We start from the raw sequence: 17,448 nt of genomic DNA on the forward strand, positions 1-17,448 counted from the left end.
ATAAAGCGGGAATTTCTCGCAGATAGCATTTACACCTGCACGAATCTCGTCAGCCTTGTCCTCGAAATCTGTTGCACAGAGATAGATATACTCAGCGATTTTTTCCATTTCTTCAACGCCGAGACCTCTTGTTGTAACAGCAGGTGTACCGATACGGATACCGCTTGTTACGAAAGGCTTCTCAGGATCGTTGTGGATAGCATTCTTGTTTACTGTTATATAAACTTCATCAAGTCTGTGTTCAAGTTCCTTACCTGTTATATTAAAGGGACGGAGATCAACGAGCATGAGGTGATTGTCTGTGCCACCTGATACGAGATTGAAACCTCTCTTTACGAGGCCATCAGCAAGAGCCTTAGCATTCTTTACAATTCTCTGCTGATAGTCCTTGAACTCAGGCTTAAGAGCTTCACCGAAGCATACAGCCTTTGCAGCTATAGTATGCATAAGAGGACCGCCTTGAGTTCCGGGGAATATAGCAGAGTTAATCTTCTTTGCAAGAGCCTCATCGTTGGTGAGGATAAGACCACCTCTTGGTCCACGAAGAGTTTTATGTGTGGTAGTTGTTGTGATATCTGCGTAAGGAACAGGGGATTCGTGACAGCCTGCGGCAACAAGACCAGCAATATGTGCCATATCTACCATAAGAAGAGCTCCTACAGAATCAGCGATCTCACGGAGCTTCTTAAAGTTGATAGCTCTTGGATAAGCGCTTGCGCCAGCAACAATGAGCTTTGGCTTATGCTCGTTAGCAAGTGACTGTACTGTATCATAGTTTATCATTTCAGTCTCGTCATCAAGACCGTAAGATACGAAGTTGAAATATTTACCCGAAAGGTTAACAGGTGAACCATGAGTAAGATGTCCACCATCAGCAAGGCTCATACCAAGAACTGTATCGCCGGGCTGAAGAACTGCGAAATAAGCAGCTGTATTAGCCTGAGCACCAGAGTGAGGCTGAACGTTTGCAAATTTAGCGCCAAAGAGTTTGCATGCTCTTTCGATAGCGATAGCCTCGACTTCGTCAACACACTGACAGCCGCCGTAGTAACGCTTACCAGGATATCCTTCTGCATACTTATTAGTAAGAACGCTTCCCATAGCAGCCATTACTGCAGGAGAAACGATATTTTCGCTTGCGATGAGCTCGAGATTTCTCTGCTGACGAGCAAGCTCCTTGCCCATTGCTTCGCCTACAGCAGGGTCATAGCTGCTTACGAAGCCGATTGAATCCATAAGATCGTTGTACATAATAGCACTCCTTTAAAATTAGTGAATTTGCGCAAATGCATTACTTTATAATTATACATTAACTTTAGAGAAATTTCAATAGGAAAACGGAAAAATGTTAAAATACCATGAAAATACCCTTGCATTCGCAAGGGTATCGGTCATTTTTGTGCAAGTATCTTGTCATAATCGAAAAATTCTTCCCAGTCAATAAAAGTGTTAGCAGTAGAAGCTGTTGCATAGTATTGTAGAATATATGAAGCATCAAATGCGTCTATCCTGTTATCCATATTGACATCTGAAAGCTTTTTTAAATTATCAGGTACCTTATAAGTCTTTGAAGCGGCGATGTTTGCATAAAAGCCAAGCACCATGGAGGCATCGATAGAATCTATAAATCCGTCTTCGTTTACATCTCCAAGATCACGATAACATATAATATCAAAGGAAAAAATCGCTTTATTATCGCCGATAGGGTATACAGATATTGTTGCTTTATCGCTCTTTGTGAAAGCTGCTGAAAGGGAAGAGGGCTTTGCGATGCAGCTTGAAGAGATGTCGATAGTATTCTCTTCTGTTATATATACTCCATTTTTGTCTTTGTTCGGAGTCTGAACGGAAAGATCTATAAAGACCTTTAAACCTTCAAGATTGACTTTGCCCTTTGTGGAAAAGTATCTGTATTTGTCAGGTTTCTTAGTATAGTAAATCTTTGCAGTTTTTGAAAGTGAATGTATGATATAATCCTTGTCTGCGACAGAAGGTGTTATATCCCATGAAGAAAATGCAACTTCTGTATTAGCGTCGGGGTGTTTATCTAAAACACCTGTGTCTACAAGACTATAGTCTATGGCTGCACCCTCTTCGACTTCAAGTTCTTTGAATATTTTACCATCAAAGTCAAGAAATGAGATTTTATATTTTTTTACTGTAGTGGGTTCGGTTGTTGAGGTGGTTTCGGTAGTTTGAGAAGCAGCCGTCGCTGTTCCTAATGTACTTGTAGTTGTTGAAGCTACATTATCAGACGCTCCGTGTACTTCGGAGCCGTCAAAATATGCAGCATTTGCTGCGATGTAAGCCGCAGACAGAATAACAGCCGAACTTACAGCTGCAAGTATATTTTTAATTAACATAAAATATTCCACCTAACTGTTTCCAACGCAGAATAATCTGCAAAATTTTGAAAGCCTTTCACAAATGAGCTCCGAAATTTATTTATCACTGTCGGTTGAACTGTTTTTGTCTTTATTTTTTATTTTTCTTGACTTTATCCTGAACGATATAATTCCTGCCAATACCGCAGAAATTATAAAGAGGACAATCATTATAAATATTGTTATTCCGTTGGAAACTGTTTTTTCAGACGTGCCGTCAGCTGCGCAGACAAATACGTTTGAGCAGGGAATAGATAATATCATTAAGATAAACGAAAAGAACAATGGAATTATTCTTTTATAAAACCTATGCATTTCATCAACTCCCTTATAATATATTATATCATAATTATTTTAGTTTGTCCATAGAAAACGAGTTTAATATGTTCACTAAAAAAATTAATTTTTCGTGAAAACTGCGTAAAATCGTACAAGATAACAATGTATCCAAAAATCATCGGAAAAAATTTCAAAAAATGCTTGACAAAATTCAAATGAGGTGATATAATATATATCGTTGATTGCAGTGATTACCTGTCTGGGTGTGGCGCAGTTGGTAGCGCGCTACCTTGGGGTGGTAGAGGCCGTGGGTTCAAGTCCCGTCACTCAGACCAGATGCGATCAACATTACCCCAAAAACCGATACTCATTTGAGTATCGGTTTTTTTAATATAAGAAGTAAAGCAAATCCCCTTAAGCGGAAGATGAATGCATTCAGACCGCTTAAGGGGAAAGATTTTTAATATTACATTAGCTTATTTTATTACGATCGGCTCAGACCAGTAATTCTGATTGTAGATATCAGAGAAGCGGTAGAGAATATGGCAGGAACCTGATCCAACATTAGTGTTGCTGATAGTCATATTTTCTGTAACTGTGACCGTTTCGCCTATCATATAGCTATCCAAATACTTCATATCATAAGAGTAGTAGTCACAGATAAAGTCAAGAGTATCACCAGGATTGATTTCAGTCAGATTCTTAGCAACTGCGTCTGTTTCTCCTCCCACATAGTCTGTGGAAGCACCAACGATAGAGCCATTATCATCATTTACGAATTGGATAATAAGGTTTACTCTTTCACCGTTCAGGAAAGCAGGAACATAACCAGAAATGATAGTATCATTACCGCTCTTTACTGTATCAGTATGATAGTAAGCTACTACATTTCCGTTGATAGAGAGCCAGGTTTTATCAGTATCGGCTATAAGATCACCATCATCTGTCCAATCATAGATATTATCGAGTCCGAGGTCGATATAGCCTTCGCCATCATCGTAGAACATATTAAGATCGAGATTATGCACCATTTCCCACTGTGACTCTGAGAGCTTCATGGTATATGTGCCATTTTTCTCCTCCCATGTAAGCTTTGAAGGGTCAAAGTAATGGGTTGAAAGATATTCTGCTGTGTCGTTTACGTCAGTATCGCTCATGAAGTCTGAATTAGATTCGTCAAGTCCTGCGATGCTTCTGCCTCCGCCGAGGAAGGAAGAAATAAGGGAGCCTATCATATCAGAACTGCCCGATGATCCTGATGAAGCTGCACCGCCAAAGAGTGAGCCGAGTACGGAGCCTGTGCCGCCTGCAGCAATCTGTCCTCCGGTCTCTACCTTGGCAAATTGTCTAATGCACTTTGAATATTCGGAATCCATTCCAATCTCTGAATATGTACTGCAAGCCTTATCAACATATGAAGCACGTTGATACGGGAAATAAATTGATACTCCGTAAGCATTTGTCATATTTGAAGATGTACGGTTGTACTTTACAGAGTTTTTCAGAGATGAAGCAAGAGCCTTAGCCTCTGGAGTTCCGATGTTTTCTGCAAGATTTACGAGATCAACCTGATCTATACGTGTGCTCTCAGCAAATTCACGTGTTGCATATCTTGCGTTTGAGATGTCCTTGTATTCTTTCTTTGCAATCTTATCATTTACAGATTTAGCAAATGCAGTAAGATCTTTGGGAACTGTATTGGAAAATTCAGCAAGATCGATTACAGAAAGTGTTGTTTTCTGACCTCTGCACTTCTTAGCGCATTCTGTTACAAAGTCGTCTACAATGTTCTTTCCGATCTCAAGAGTGGGAGTTGAAGTATTGCTTCCAAGCTTGGTGAGCCAGTTTGTGTAGAACCAACCAATACCAGGCTCTGTTTCTTCTGATGCTATGAGATAATCTGCATGCTCATTAAGCATGAGAGCTGTTTCTGCTGTAGCCATAAGGCAGGCATCAAAGCCAATAAAGTCAAATTTCACTCCACCGCTTTTTAGCGCCTGATTTACGCCTGAAAGTGACATTGAACCGCTTTTCTGGTTCTTTTCGTCATAGCCGTAGCCTGTAACTGATCCACCGCCGTGATCCCAGAGAATAAGTTCGTTTCTGTTAGCCGGGAAATTACTTGCACAAAACTGGATAAATGAAGCGAGGTTGTTCGGGTCAGTCATAGCCTTACTGCCTGCGTCATTTACGAGTCTATTAACCTGATTGTTCTTTATCTGATAGATCTGGTTTACGGTGTTACTGATACCAGTGGACTTCCATTTAGAACAGCCGCCGGTAAATATTATAACATTAACATTATCTCCGAATTTTGCGGATCTCATTTCTTCCATGTCCGAAGAAGCCATGCCGTACTTTGATTCAAGATCGGTACCACACATATATACCATAAGAGTAACAATATCTTCGCCGTTGCCCTTGATGACTGTACGTTTTTCACGAGAGCCTGTAGCGACTGATGTATCAACTACGCTGTCGCTGGTATCGCTACCTACTGCAGTATCCTCGGTGCTGAAATCAAATCCCGAAGGAGCGGAACCGCCGCCTGTAAGGGAACCGAGAAGATCGCCGAGGCCACCGCTTCCGCTACTGCCGCCGTTACCTCCGCTGAGGCCTGAACCGCCCATCATTTTGAAAAGAAAGAAACCTATAATAAGAAGAGTTATAAGTCCGCCGCCTCCTGCAGCAGCTCTTTTTGCTCCGCCGCTTCCACCGGTCGATCCACCTGAATAGCTGCCTGATCCGACAGGTCCTGTACCGAGGCCTTCGCCTCTTCTATGTGCTCCGCTGCCGCCTGATGTAACGTTTTTACGTCTGCCCTGCGGCCTGTTCTGTTTAGGATCCATAATTACCTCCGTAATAATTCAGATTAGCAGACTTGAATTTCTGCATACAAATACATTTTACACGCTTTCACAGAGAATGTCAAGTTAAAAGCGGTTACAAAACGGATTTTATGTACAAAACTCTTTATTTAGTTATAGCATCAATAAGCTTTGTCGAGATGAATATACATATTTATCCTCAATTTATAGCCTCAATTTGTAAAATACTCCGATTTTCTGGCTTTTTGATTGAAAAAAAGTAAAACTATGCTATAATATCAATGTATTCATGAATATTACAATTAAAAAAGATAAGCGGTGCTTTCGTTGTGTCACGAAAGGTAAAAGGGAAGCAGGTGAAAGTCCTGCGCGATCTCGTCACTGTATACAGACAGCATTATCCAAGCTACATATGCAGCCACTGAGAAGAATCGGGAAGGCGGATAGTGTGCTATTGTCTGCAAGTCAGGAAACCTGCCGTTTATCGGTACAGGGCTGAAAGCCCGGATCACGAGGCATTGATCGTACCATTGCTCTATTATAGGGCTTTTTTGTCATGCCTTCTGCCGAGTGTGGAAGGTATTTTTTGCGCACGACATAATGTCTCCAAAAATGGAGGAATATATAATGGATTTCAAAAAGCTCATAGCAGCAGCCGCTGCTCTTTCTATCACAGCCTGTGCAGTTTCTTGCGGAGACGGACAGAAAAACAGTAATAATGAGAAAGCAACTGAAGCAACAACTACTGAAGTAACAACAACTACAGCAGAAAACACAACAGAAACTGAAACTACAACAGAAGCTTCTGAAGAAGATGATGAGGAAAACTACGATACCGGAGACGCATCGCTCGATAATGTCCGCAATCAGGATAATATAGGAGATAATGAACTTCTTGTAATAAGCTTCGGTACAAGCTATAATGACAGCCGTCGACTGACTATTGGTGCTATCGAGGATTCACTTGAGAAGGCATTCCCTGATTATTCGGTTCGCCGTGGATTTACTGCAAATATTGTTATAGACCATGTTCTACGACGCGATGGTATATCTATTGATGATATTGACGCTGCTCTTAAAAGAGCTACTGACAATGGCGTAAAAAATCTTGTTGTTCAGCCTACACATCTTATGAACGGTCTGGAATATGACGAGCTTACTGAAAAGATTGCTGACTACTCTGATGCTTTTGAAAATGTTGCGATTGGTGCTCCTCTCCTTACAAGCGACGAGGATTTCACAAGAGTTGAAAAAGCTATAACAGACTGGACACAGGAGTATGATGACGGCGAGACTGCTATATGCTTTATGGGACACGGTACAGAAGCTGCATCAAATCACATATATCAGAAAATGCAGGATCTTCTTACTCAGGATGGATTCAAGAATTATTATGTAGGTACAGTTGAAGCTGAACCTTCTTTGGATGACGTTCTTGCAAAGGTGAAGGAAGGCGGCTATAAAAAGGTTGTTCTTGAGCCTCTTATGGTCGTTGCAGGCGATCATGCAAATAACGATATGGCTGGTGATGACGAGGATTCGTGGAAGTCTGTCTTTGAAGCTGAGGGCTTTGAGGTAGAATGCCTTATCAGAGGCCTTGGTGAAAATGAAGATATTAGAAAAATCTATACAGACCATGCTCAGAAAGCTATAGAATCATTAAAATAAAAAAATACAGCCGACTTTATGTCGGCTTATTTGATAAAAGGTGATAATATGAAAAAGATAACTGCAATATCATTAAGCTTTTTTCTTGTATCGATTATATGTTCATGCTCAGATAATGCTGAGAAAATTGACAATACCGCATCAACAATATTGACCACAGCTGAGCTGACAACTATAGTCACAACGACAGAATCAGCGACTGAAAAGGAAACAGCTCCACAGCTTGAAGTAGGCTACGAAGGAATGAAGCCTTTGACTGCGGATTCTGTAAAAGAGGGAGTATACGATATAAACGTCGATTCAAGCTCATCCATGTTTAAGATCACCTCGTGCAATCTCAAAGTAAGCGACAGTAAAATGACTGCTGAAATGACAATGAGTGGAACCGGTTACGAATATCTATATATGGGAACCGCAGAAGATGCTGAAAAAGCGGATGAAGGCAATTATATACCTGCTGTACTTTCTGGTGAGGTAGTTTCGTTTACAGTTCCTGTTGAGGCTCTTGATGAGGAGATAGACTGTGCTGCGTTCAGCAAACGCAAAAAAACTTGGTATGATAGAAAGCTCGTATTCCGCGCTGATTCACTGCCGATAGATGCGTTTAGTGAAGGCACTTTAACTTCTATTGATTCTCTTTCGCTCGAAGACGGTGAATATAATGTAAAAGTCGAGCTTGACGGCGGTTCCGGGAAAGCTTCAGTACAGTCACCTGCAAAACTCACTGTCAAAGATGGCAAAGCTATAGCTGAAATTATTTGGAGCAGCAATAAATACGATTATATGATAGTTGAAGGCGAAAAGATACTTCCAGTCAGCACCGAGGAATTCTCTGTGTTTGAAATACCTGTAAGTACATTTGATTATAGAATGCCTGTATCTGCCAATACGACAGCCATGAGTACTCCCCATGAGATAGAATACACGCTTTTCTTTGATTCTGCTTCTATAAGCAAGTAAAATGAAAAAATTATTAGTTTGTCTTTGCTCAGCTGTATTCCTTTTCGGATGTTCAAGACTTCGTTCCGAGAACAGAATAGATAACGGCACTGATAAAATAGAGCTAAAGTATGCCAAGGAGTTTACGGCGGAACACCTTGATAACGGATGTTCATGTATAACTATTGGTTCTGACAAATATATAATCGTTCCTGAAAATACTGATATCCCTGATGATACTGGAAATGCTACGGTAATAAAACAGCCGTTGCATAACGTCTACAATGCCGCTTCTTCTGCTATGGATCTTATAGACGGTACTGGTGCCCTTGATAAAGTTACGATGACATCAACAAAATACGAAGACTGGTGTTTGCCTTCGGTGAAATCGGCTCTGGATAGTGAAAAAATGTATTATGTTGGGAAATACAGTGCACCTGATTATGAAGCACTCATAGAATCTGATTGTTCGCTTGCTATTGAATCAACAATGATATATCATAGCCCGGAAGTGAAGGAAAAGCTTGAAGAGATTAAGATACCCGTGCTTGTTGAACGTTCAAGCTATGAAAAGGATCCGCTTGGAAGAATGGAATGGATCAAGCTATATGGCATACTTTTTGGCTGTGAGGAAAAAGCAAAGCAATTGTTTGAGGAAAAGACAGCTCAGATTGACGGAATACTATCCGATGATAAAACAGATAAGACGGTCGCTTTTTTCTATATTAATTCATCCGGTGGAGTTGTAGTACGTAAAGCATCTGATTATGTTCCGGAAATGATAAGAATGGCTGGAGGGGAGTACATCTTTTCAAATGAAGATCTAAAAACAGACGAGAATTCACTGTCTACTACGGTGATTCAGCCTGAGGTATTCTATGAAAAGGCATGGGATGCTGATGTCCTCATATACAACAGTACTATAACCGGAGAACTTAGTACAATAAGCGATCTTACAGAAAGATATCCACTGCTTAAGGATTTTTCTGCTGTTAAAGGCGAAAATGTATGGTGTACTGAAAAGAATCTGTTCCAGCAGACTACAGGTGCAGCGGATATGATAACTGAGCTACATAGCGTTTTTACAGGGAACGCTAATGATAAAATGGATTTTATTTACCGTCTGGAGGGATAAAGTTGAGTTCGCGCAGATCACGCATTTTCAGCGGATATATTATCCTTGCTGTCCTTCTTGTATTGCTCGCTATTATGAATTTATGTATCGGAAGTGCATCTATATCGCCTTCAAGGCTGTGGAATGCTCTGCTTTGTCCTGAGAACGACAAAGTTGCATATAATATCATAAAAGGTCTTCGCATACCGAGAACTGTGGCAGCAGCTACGCTTGGTGGTGCATTGGCAGTATCAGGCTTCCTTCTACAGAATTTCTTTGCTAATCCTATTGCAGGTCCATATATACTTGGTGTTTCGTCAGGAGCTAAGCTGATGGTTGCTTTGCTTATGGTGTTTTCGCTATCCTGTGGTTTCACAGCTAATTCCGCAGAAATGGTCATTGCTGCGTTTGTTGGTTCAATGGCTTCAATGGGACTTATATTGCTTATTTCCGGAAAGATCAGGCGAATGTCAGTACTTATCGTTTGCGGCGTAATGATAGGTTATATCTGTTCGTCGATTACCGACCTTGTAGTGAACTTTTCAGATGATTCAAATATCATTAATCTTCATAACTGGTCTATGGGAAGTTTTTCTGGTATAGACGGGTCTGACGCATTTACAGCGGCATTAATAATTATTCCGGCCTGTATCTGTGCATTCATGCTTGCAAAGCCAATGAACGCTTATCAGCTCGGGGAGGATTATGCACGTAATTCAGGAGTGAATATTAAAGCATTTAGGATTGCACTTATACTTCTTTCGAGTCTTCTTTCAGCCTGTGTTACAGCTTTTGCTGGACCGGTCTCATTTGTGGGAGTTGCTGTACCTCATCTGATAAAAACACTTTTCAGGACTGCAAAACCCATAATCATTATACCTGCCTGTTTCCTTGGTGGAGCGGTATTTTGCCTACTATGTGACCTTATCACAAGGACTGTATTTGCACCCACGGAACTTAGCATCAGTACAGTAACCTCTGTTTTTGGCGCTCCTATTGTAATATATATGCTTATATGCAAAGAAAGAGGGAAAAAACATGTGTGAGACGGCTTTAAGTACCCATGATCTTTCCGCTGGATACGGTAGAAACGTTGTTATAAGCGGAGTTGAGATTACAGCTGAAAGAGGCAAGATACTCACACTCATTGGTCCTAACGGTTCAGGAAAGTCGACAATCATCAAGACCCTTTGTAGAGAACTCAGCCCAATTGGAGGTACAGTATTCATCGGAAAAAACGATCTAAAAAATCTGAGCGGTAACGAGCTTGCTAAAACTGTTTCGCTGCTTCTGACAGGAAGAGTAAGAACAGAGTATATGCGCTGTTTAGATGTTGTTGAAACAGGACGTTATCCATATACCGATAGACTTGGTATTCTTTCCGAACATGACAGAGCAAAGGTCGCAGAGGCAATAAAGGAAGTCGATATTGAAGATATCATATATAGAGATTTTGAAAAGATAAGTGACGGTCAGCGTCAGCGTGTGCTCCTTGCCGGAGCTATATGCCGTGAACCTGACGTGCTTATACTTGACGAACCCACTACTTTTCTTGATATAAAGTATAAGCTTGAACTGATGAGCATACTGAAAAAGCTTGCATATGAGAAAAAAACTACCATAATTATGTCTCTTCATGAGCTTGACCTTGCTCAGAGGATCTCAGACACTATTCTATGTATAAAGGGAGATCGTCCAGACCTTATTGGCACACCTGATGAGATCTTTTCAAATGGCTATATTGAAGAGCTCTATGGAGTAAAGAATGGTAGCTTCTGTGAAAGCTTCGGTTCTCCGGAGCTTGAGAGCATCAAGGATGTTCCGGATGTCTTTGTTATTGGCGGTGGTGGAAAAGGTATACCAGTTTATCGGCATTTACAGCGTATGAGAGTGTCGTTTGCTGCAGGAATAATACATGAAAATGATATTGAGTTCCCAGTCGCTTCGGCGCTTGCATCTGAACTGATAACAGAAAAGGCTTTTGAAGCTGTATCACAGGAGAGCTATGAAAAAGCATTAAAACTGATGAAAAAGTGCAGCTCTGTGATTTGTGCAGCTGAGAGATTTGGTGCAATGAACGAACGTTGCCATATGCTTTTGGAGGAAGCAGGAAAAGTCGGCCTCCTCCGGAAGGAGTATTAATGAAAGCTAAAAATATATTCACAAATAAAGCGATAGTTTTTACGCTTGCATTAATATGTTGCCTTTTATGGGGAAGCGCCTTCCCATGTATCAAGATTGGTTGCAGATTAATGCATATTTCATCAGAGGATGCTTCTTCTCAGATACTTTATGCTGGTCTGCGTTTTATACTCGCCGGTATATTTGCACTTTTAATAGGCAGTACTGTAGTTCGCAAACCTTTGATGATAAAAATGCGTTCCTTTCCAAAAGCGCTTAAACTTTCTTGCTTTCAGACAATATCACAGTACACTTTCTTTTATATCGGTCTTTCAAGAAGTACAGGAATGAAAAGTTCTGTAATAACTGCTTCAAACGTTTTTCTTTCAATACTTGTTGCAGCTCTGGTCTTCAGAACGGAAAAGCTGACTTTACGCAAACTTTTAGGGTGTGCAGTAGGTTTTTCTGGAGTTGTTTTGATAAACCTCAGCGGTATAGGCGGAGAATTCAAACTAACAGGAGAGGGATTTGTTTTTCTTTCTGCTCTATCTTATGCTTTTTCATCTGCTCTTATAAAAAAGTATTCTCAGACTGAGGATCCTGTTATGCTCAGCGGATGGCAGTTTGTTATCGGAGGTATGTTCATGACAGCTTCTGGGTTAACTTTTGGGGGTAGGATATCTGTAGTAAATACACTTGGACTGCTTATGCTAGTATATCTTGCCTTTGTTTCTGCGACGGCATTTTCCTTATGGAGCACACTTATAAAGTACAATAATGTTTCAACTGTTTCTGTATTTGGCTTTATGAATCCGGTCTTTGGAGTTGTACTGTCCTATTTAATATTAATGGAAAAGAGCTCTGCCGGTTTTGTTGGAACAGTTGTCGCTCTTTTCCTTGTCGCAGCAGGAATAATTATTGTTAATGTGCCTATTAATCACAGAATAGAACAGTTCAAACAGCTTTTTAAATAATTCTTTCATTAAAACAGTTCGAATGAGCTGTTTTTTTCGTTGCATTATTTATAAACTTGTGATATTATATATTAAAAAGCTGTTTTTACATAAAAAAGTATTTGAACGGAGCTGAGAGACAATGAACAGGATACTTCTTGTAGAAGATGACAAGGAAATAATAGCTAATCTTACAGAATTTCTCTCAAAAGAGGGATTCAGCGTAAAAAATGCCAAAGGACAGACTGCTGCATTGGAGCTTGTCGAAAACGAACAGTTTGATCTAGTACTACTCGACGTTTCACTTTCAGACGGAAACGGATTTGCTGTCTGCTCTGCCATAAAATCAAGCACATGCCTTCCAGTCATATTTCTTACAGCTTCTGGAGACGAGTTCAGCACAGTTACCGGCTTCGATCTTGGCGCAGATGATTATATTGCAAAGCCATTTCGTCCTCGTGAGCTTGTTTCTCGAATAAAAAATGTATTGAGACTTACTGGCTCTACAGGAAGCATTACCCAGCTTGGAGATGTGCTTGTGGATACAGTCAAGGGAACAGCAAGCAAAAACGGCAGAGATCTTTTCCTTTCAGCACTTGAGTACAGACTTCTGCTTGTTTTCATAAACAACAGGGGAGCAGTGATGACCAGAACAAAGCTTCTTGAATCTATCTGGGATATTGCTGGGGAATTCGTCAATGACAACACGCTAACAGTTTATATAAAGAGACTTCGGGAAAAGATTGAGGATGACCCGCAGAATCCTAATATAATAAAAACTGTACGCGGAATTGGATACAGGGTGGATATATGATGAAATTGTTCAGAAACAGTGAAGTAAAGCGCTCATTGAGTGTTTTTATGCTTATCTCGGCTGTTGCATCTTTGGGCGTACTGATATATGACAGAAGATTGCTCATACCAGTTCTGTTTCTTTGTTCATGCTTCTGTGCCGCGCATATAATTCTAGAGCATTTCAGGTATAAAAAGATATCAGAGCTTTCTGCAAAGATTGACCGAATCCTACATGGAGACGAGAATGTTACCATTGAAAACTGTTCTGAAGGAGAGCTTGCTCTACTTAGCAGTGAGGTATACAAAATGACGGTTCGTCTGCGAGAGCAAAAGTCGAACCTGCTTGACGATAAGCTGTATCTTGCCGATCTTTTGGCGGATATATCACATCAGATACGTACTCCTCTGACGTCGATAAATCTTCTAGTTTCCATGCTTTCAGAGCCTGATATCTCTTTTGAGAAAAGAGAACAGACTGTGCATAAGCTTTATGGGCTACTTTCACGTATAGACTGGCTAATAACTGCTCTTTTAAAACTTTCAAAGCTTGATGCTGGTACTGTGCGATTCAATAAGGAATTGGTGACAATGCAGGAGTTGCTTGAAAGATCATGTATGCCTGTGCGTGTACCGATAGAACTTCACGGTCAACAGCTGGAAATAAAAGCAGAAGGCGAGCTATCCTGCGATATTGCATGGAGTTGTGAGGCTATCGGAAATATAGTAAAAAATTGCATGGAGCATACGCCTGACGGTGGATATATCAAAGTGATTGGCTCAAGGAATCCTCTTTATTCCGAAATCAGGATAACTGACAGCGGAAGCGGGATATCTGATGAGGATCTGCCTCATATTTTTGAAAGGTTCTATAAGGGCAAGGATACCGAGGACAAGGGCGGGTTTGGTATAGGTCTTGCACTTGCAAGAACAATAATTACCGAACAAAAAGGAACGCTGAAAGCAGAGAATTCTTCTGAGGGCGGAGCAATGTTTATTGTTAGGTTTTATGAGAGTACAATATAAAAGCGGGAGTAGTCCCGCTTTTTTTATGTGACAGATTTGTTATTTTCGAGTCACCGTAAAGTCATATTGTCATGATAGAATATATACATAAACTTCGGAAAGGAAGAAAAATAATGGATATACTGAAAGTCGAAAATCTAAGCAAAATATACGGAAACGGAGAAAATGAGGTACATGCTCTCAATGATGTCAGTTTTTCTGTAAAAAAGGGAGAATTTATCGCAATTATAGGTCCATCAGGCTCTGGAAAATCAACTCTGCTTCATATCCTTGGCGGAGTTGATAAACCGACATCTGGAAAGGTTTTTATGGACGGGAGTGATGTATATGCGCAGAATGATGAGCAACTCGCGGTGTTCAGGCGCAGACAGGTTGGACTTATATATCAGTTCTATAATCTGATACCTGTTCTTAATGTTATGGAAAATATAACTCTTCCTGTGCTTATGGATGGTCAGCAGATAAATAATGAACGTTTAAACGAACTACTTGACACATTAAAACTTAAGGGACGTGAAAATCATCTTCCAAATCAGTTATCTGGTGGACAACAGCAGCGAGTATCTATAGGAAGAGCCCTTATGAACGCGCCGTCAGTCGTTCTTGCAGATGAACCAACAGGAAACCTAGACAGCAAAAACAGCCAGGAGATAGTAGAACTCCTAAAATATTCAAATAAGAAGTATAATCAGACCCTTATTATTATTACTCATGACGAGAATATCGCACTTCAGGCTGATAGGATCCTTGCTATTGAAGATGGAAGGATAACGCGTGACGAGGTGATACGTAAATGAACATATTTAACAGACTGACTGTAAAGTCGCTGAAAAAGAACAAAATGCGTACATTTGTTACGATCATAGGTATCATACTTTCAACTGCTCTTATCTGTGCTGTAACGACATCCTTCGCTTCTGCGAGGCAGTATGCGATTGACTTTATGGAATTCTCAAACGGCAAATATGATGCAATGGAGACAAATGTAGACAAAGAGACTTATGAGGTTATTGCCGGCTCAGATTTAATAAAAGATAAGGGTGTTTTGAGTTATATAGGATACGCCGAAATAAACAGCTGCAATGATTACAAGCCTTATTTATATATATCAGGATTTGAAGAGGATACTGAAGGACTAATACCTGTCCATATAATCTCTGGAAGAATGCCGCAGAACAGAAGTGAGATAATTCTACCTAAACATCTTTCAGAAAATGGCAATGTAAACTACAAAGAAGGAGACACTATAAAGCTTGAGATAGGCGACAGAAAGATAGATCCGGATAAAGCAACCGAAAAAGGCATCGTTTTAGAAGATGAGTTCTTTGATCCGACAACAAATAATGAAGCCATTCTTATGCAGTATAATCCTTTTACAGCTGTAGACGATAAAAATGGTAATGCTGATCCTGCTGAATACATTGACATTAGGGAAAAACGCGAATACACAGTAGTCGGAATCTATGAGCGGCCTATTTTTGAAGATATATCTGCTCCTGGCTATACTGCACTTACAGTTCCTGATGAGTATACCGAAGATATGCAGTATGATGTATATTACAGCATGAAAAACGCAAAGAACATCTATGAGTTCAAGAATAATAACGCTTTGGAAGGTCCGACCAATACAAATCTACTTTTATTCAAGGGAGTTTCAAAATACAAAAACTATTATGCAGTCATATTCGGTCTTGTCGCTATCGTTATTGGACTTATAATGTTTGGTTCCGTAATGCTTATTTATAACGCCTTTGCTATATCAGTTTCTGAACGAACAAAGCAGTTTGGACTTCTTTCATCCATAGGAGGAACAAGAAAGCAGATTCTGAGCATGGTGCGTTCAGAAGCGACGATACTTAGCATTATAGGTATCCCGCTTGGCATATTTCTTGGAATAGCAGGTATGTGGATAACTTTTCTTGCGATTGGAAGTAAATTTCTTTTATTTACTTCAAGTGACACCTTTAAGGAGCCTATGCGGATATGTGTTTCCCCAGCAGCGCTTATTGCCGCGGTTGTTATAGCATTTGTGACAATAAGGATATCTGCTTGGATACCTTCAAAAAGAGCGGCAAATATATCTGCCGTTGAAGCTATACGTCAGAATGCAGATATAAAAGAATCTAGGTATATCGGCACTCCGAAATATATCTATAAGCTTTTCGGCCTTCCCGGTTTACTTGCACATAAAAACTTCAAGCGAAGTAAGAAAAAGTATCGCGCTACTATAATAAGTCTGTTTATGAGCGTAGTGCTCTTTATTTCGGCATCGGCATTTACATTTTATCTAACGGGTGGAGCTAACGACGCATTTTACACCTACGGATTTGATTATGTACTTTACTGGAACGATTCCGAAGATAAAGAACATGATTCAGATGAGATACTTGATATGATTAAGAAAACGGAATATATAACCAGTGCCTCTTATTCAAGCCACAATTACAAAGATGTATATATTTCTGATGAAGATATTAACCCTCAAACGCTCGAAAAATATCCTAACATGTTTATGTCAAGCAGTAAGTATGACCCCGAACGTGAAGGATATAAAATGATAGAAACGAATTTGTTTTTTATCGATGATTCGACATTTATTGATTATATCCGTCAAAACGGTCTATCGGAAGAAGATTATTATAACAAAGATGCTCCGCTTGGTATTGCCTTTGACAATAGCTTGGTATTTGACAGTGATAAAGGACGTATGATACGTTTTAAAGCTTTTAATAAAGATAGTTTTAGCCTGAGTACTTATGTTTACAATAAAATTGACGGATATCCTTATATCACTCGTCGAGATGACAAGGTAATATATTATAAGTCGAGCGATAATGAAAATGATGTAATAGAGTTATCTTATAACGAAAGTGTTCATGAGCTGGAGCTTAATGTAGGGAAGGTCATGTTTGAAAAGCCGTATTTCATAGATGATGATTATAATTCGATAATTTACCCAAATAGCTTTAAAGAGGATATGATAGGAAGCTTTAATGAGTATTCCGACGTAGAATATAAAATCCTGTCAGATGATGACAATAGAGGCTATGAAGCGATTTTAAATACTTTAAAGGAAAACAAAGTAGATCATGAATACTTCTATAATTATGCAAAATTTGCAGAGGAAGACCGAAATTCCGTAATAATAGTCAAAGTATTCGCCTATGGATTTATAGTGCTTATTTCTCTTATTGCAGTTGCCAACGTTTTCAATACGATAACAACAAATATCAACCTGCGAAGAAGAGAATTTGCAATGCTTAAATCTGTAGGTATGACAGACAGAGATATGAAGAAAATGCTAAATTACGAATGTATTTTATACGGTACAAAGGCATTGATAT

The 17,448-nt window shown here is 39.8% G+C and carries 14 protein-coding genes, 1 tRNA gene and 1 riboswitch; of the genes, 11 read left to right on the forward strand and 4 right to left on the reverse strand.

Translation table 11 applies throughout. The features are described from left to right. The 3 genes from glyA to J6U00_RS06390 form a co-directional block, all read right to left on the reverse strand. A partial coding sequence (gene glyA, locus J6U00_RS06380) for a serine hydroxymethyltransferase (RefSeq protein WP_296580282.1) occupies nucleotides 1-1,251 on the reverse strand: 1,251 nt, incomplete at its 3' end. A 140-nt stretch (nucleotides 1,252-1,391) separates the two neighbouring features. After that, nucleotides 1,392-2,363: a dockerin type I domain-containing protein gene (locus tag J6U00_RS06385; RefSeq protein WP_296580283.1), complete on the reverse strand. Its 972-nt coding sequence runs from the start codon at nucleotides 2,361-2,363 to the stop codon at nucleotides 1,392-1,394. 78 nt (nucleotides 2,364-2,441) lie between these two features. After that, complete coding sequence (locus J6U00_RS06390) at nucleotides 2,442-2,699, reverse strand: hypothetical protein (RefSeq protein WP_296580285.1); 258 nt, start codon at nucleotides 2,697-2,699, stop codon at nucleotides 2,442-2,444. Nucleotides 2,700-2,922: 223 nt separating this feature from the next. Between J6U00_RS06390 and J6U00_RS06395 the strand changes: the two genes are divergently transcribed. Continuing rightward, nucleotides 2,923-2,998, forward strand: a tRNA-Pro gene (locus tag J6U00_RS06395). Between the two features lie 141 nt (nucleotides 2,999-3,139). Here the strand turns inward: J6U00_RS06395 and J6U00_RS06400 are convergent. Beyond that, a complete protein-coding gene (locus J6U00_RS06400) occupies nucleotides 3,140-5,512 on the reverse strand; it encodes a clostripain-related cysteine peptidase (RefSeq protein ID WP_296580287.1) in 2,373 nt (790 codons plus the stop codon). Between the two features lie 278 nt (nucleotides 5,513-5,790). Next, a riboswitch (cobalamin riboswitch) is annotated at nucleotides 5,791-5,988 on the forward strand. A gap of 130 nt (nucleotides 5,989-6,118) precedes the next feature. On the opposite strand from J6U00_RS06400, the gene J6U00_RS06405 reads away from it, so the two are divergent. The 10 genes from J6U00_RS06405 to J6U00_RS06450 all read left to right on the forward strand — a co-directional run. Next, a complete protein-coding gene (locus tag J6U00_RS06405) occupies nucleotides 6,119-7,159 on the forward strand; it encodes a sirohydrochlorin cobaltochelatase (protein WP_296580288.1) in 1,041 nt (346 codons plus the stop codon). Between the two features lie 48 nt (nucleotides 7,160-7,207). After that, nucleotides 7,208-8,119, forward strand: a complete 912-nt coding sequence (locus tag J6U00_RS06410; protein WP_296580290.1) for a hypothetical protein — start codon at nucleotides 7,208-7,210, stop codon at nucleotides 8,117-8,119. 1 nt (nucleotide 8,120) lies between these two features. Continuing rightward, complete coding sequence (locus J6U00_RS06415) at nucleotides 8,121-9,233, forward strand: ABC transporter substrate-binding protein (RefSeq protein ID WP_296580291.1); 1,113 nt, start codon at nucleotides 8,121-8,123, stop codon at nucleotides 9,231-9,233. Nucleotides 9,234-9,235: 2 nt separating this feature from the next. Then, nucleotides 9,236-10,258: an iron ABC transporter permease gene (locus J6U00_RS06420; protein WP_296580292.1), complete on the forward strand. Its 1,023-nt coding sequence runs from the start codon at nucleotides 9,236-9,238 to the stop codon at nucleotides 10,256-10,258. Then, nucleotides 10,251-11,354, forward strand: coding sequence for an ABC transporter ATP-binding protein (locus tag J6U00_RS06425; protein ID WP_296580293.1), 1,104 nt, complete (start codon nucleotides 10,251-10,253; stop codon nucleotides 11,352-11,354). Before J6U00_RS06420 ends, J6U00_RS06425 begins: the two co-directional genes overlap by 8 nt. Next, the gene (locus J6U00_RS06430; protein WP_296580296.1) at nucleotides 11,354-12,307 is read left to right on the forward strand and encodes a DMT family transporter; all 954 of its coding nucleotides are present in this window, start codon (nucleotides 11,354-11,356) and stop codon (nucleotides 12,305-12,307) included. The genes J6U00_RS06425 and J6U00_RS06430 overlap by 1 nt, the downstream gene beginning before the upstream one ends. 121 nt (nucleotides 12,308-12,428) lie before the next feature. Then, nucleotides 12,429-13,100 (forward strand): response regulator transcription factor, encoded by a 672-nt coding sequence (locus J6U00_RS06435; RefSeq protein ID WP_296580299.1) that lies wholly within the window; start codon nucleotides 12,429-12,431, stop codon nucleotides 13,098-13,100. After that, complete coding sequence (locus J6U00_RS06440) at nucleotides 13,100-14,104, forward strand: HAMP domain-containing sensor histidine kinase (protein WP_296580303.1); 1,005 nt, start codon at nucleotides 13,100-13,102, stop codon at nucleotides 14,102-14,104. Before J6U00_RS06435 ends, J6U00_RS06440 begins: the two co-directional genes overlap by 1 nt. A 113-nt stretch (nucleotides 14,105-14,217) precedes the next feature. Further along, a complete protein-coding gene (locus J6U00_RS06445) occupies nucleotides 14,218-14,901 on the forward strand; it encodes an ABC transporter ATP-binding protein (protein ID WP_296580305.1) in 684 nt (227 codons plus the stop codon). Further along, nucleotides 14,898-17,448 (forward strand): ABC transporter permease (locus J6U00_RS06450; protein ID WP_296580308.1); only part of this gene is annotated, 2,551 nt, incomplete at its 3' end. The genes J6U00_RS06445 and J6U00_RS06450, both read left to right, overlap by 4 nt.

The sequence above is a fragment of the Ruminococcus sp. genome (assembly GCF_017650195.1).
Taxonomy (GTDB): Bacteria; Bacillota; Clostridia; order Oscillospirales; family Ruminococcaceae; genus Ruminococcus.

What these genes read in the sequence shown, in the direction of transcription:
- J6U00_RS06390 (WP_296580285.1), bottom strand. Translation starts at nt 2,699, where the DNA reads ATGCATAGGTTTTATAAAAGAATAATTCCATTGTTCTTTTCGTTTATC.
- J6U00_RS06410 (WP_296580290.1), top strand. Translation starts at nt 7,208, where the DNA reads ATGAAAAAGATAACTGCAATATCATTAAGCTTTTTTCTTGTATCGATT.
- J6U00_RS06435 (WP_296580299.1), top strand. Translation starts at nt 12,429, where the DNA reads ATGAACAGGATACTTCTTGTAGAAGATGACAAGGAAATAATAGCTAAT.
- J6U00_RS06405 (WP_296580288.1), top strand. Translation starts at nt 6,119, where the DNA reads ATGGATTTCAAAAAGCTCATAGCAGCAGCCGCTGCTCTTTCTATCACA.
- J6U00_RS06440 (WP_296580303.1), top strand. Translation starts at nt 13,100, where the DNA reads ATGAAATTGTTCAGAAACAGTGAAGTAAAGCGCTCATTGAGTGTTTTT.
- J6U00_RS06415 (WP_296580291.1), top strand. Translation starts at nt 8,121, where the DNA reads ATGAAAAAATTATTAGTTTGTCTTTGCTCAGCTGTATTCCTTTTCGGA.
- J6U00_RS06445 (WP_296580305.1), top strand. Translation starts at nt 14,218, where the DNA reads ATGGATATACTGAAAGTCGAAAATCTAAGCAAAATATACGGAAACGGA.
- J6U00_RS06430 (WP_296580296.1), top strand. Translation starts at nt 11,354, where the DNA reads ATGAAAGCTAAAAATATATTCACAAATAAAGCGATAGTTTTTACGCTT.
- J6U00_RS06400 (WP_296580287.1), bottom strand. Translation starts at nt 5,512, where the DNA reads ATGGATCCTAAACAGAACAGGCCGCAGGGCAGACGTAAAAACGTTACA.
- J6U00_RS06385 (WP_296580283.1), bottom strand. Translation starts at nt 2,363, where the DNA reads ATGTTAATTAAAAATATACTTGCAGCTGTAAGTTCGGCTGTTATTCTG.
- J6U00_RS06425 (WP_296580293.1), top strand. Translation starts at nt 10,251, where the DNA reads ATGTGTGAGACGGCTTTAAGTACCCATGATCTTTCCGCTGGATACGGT.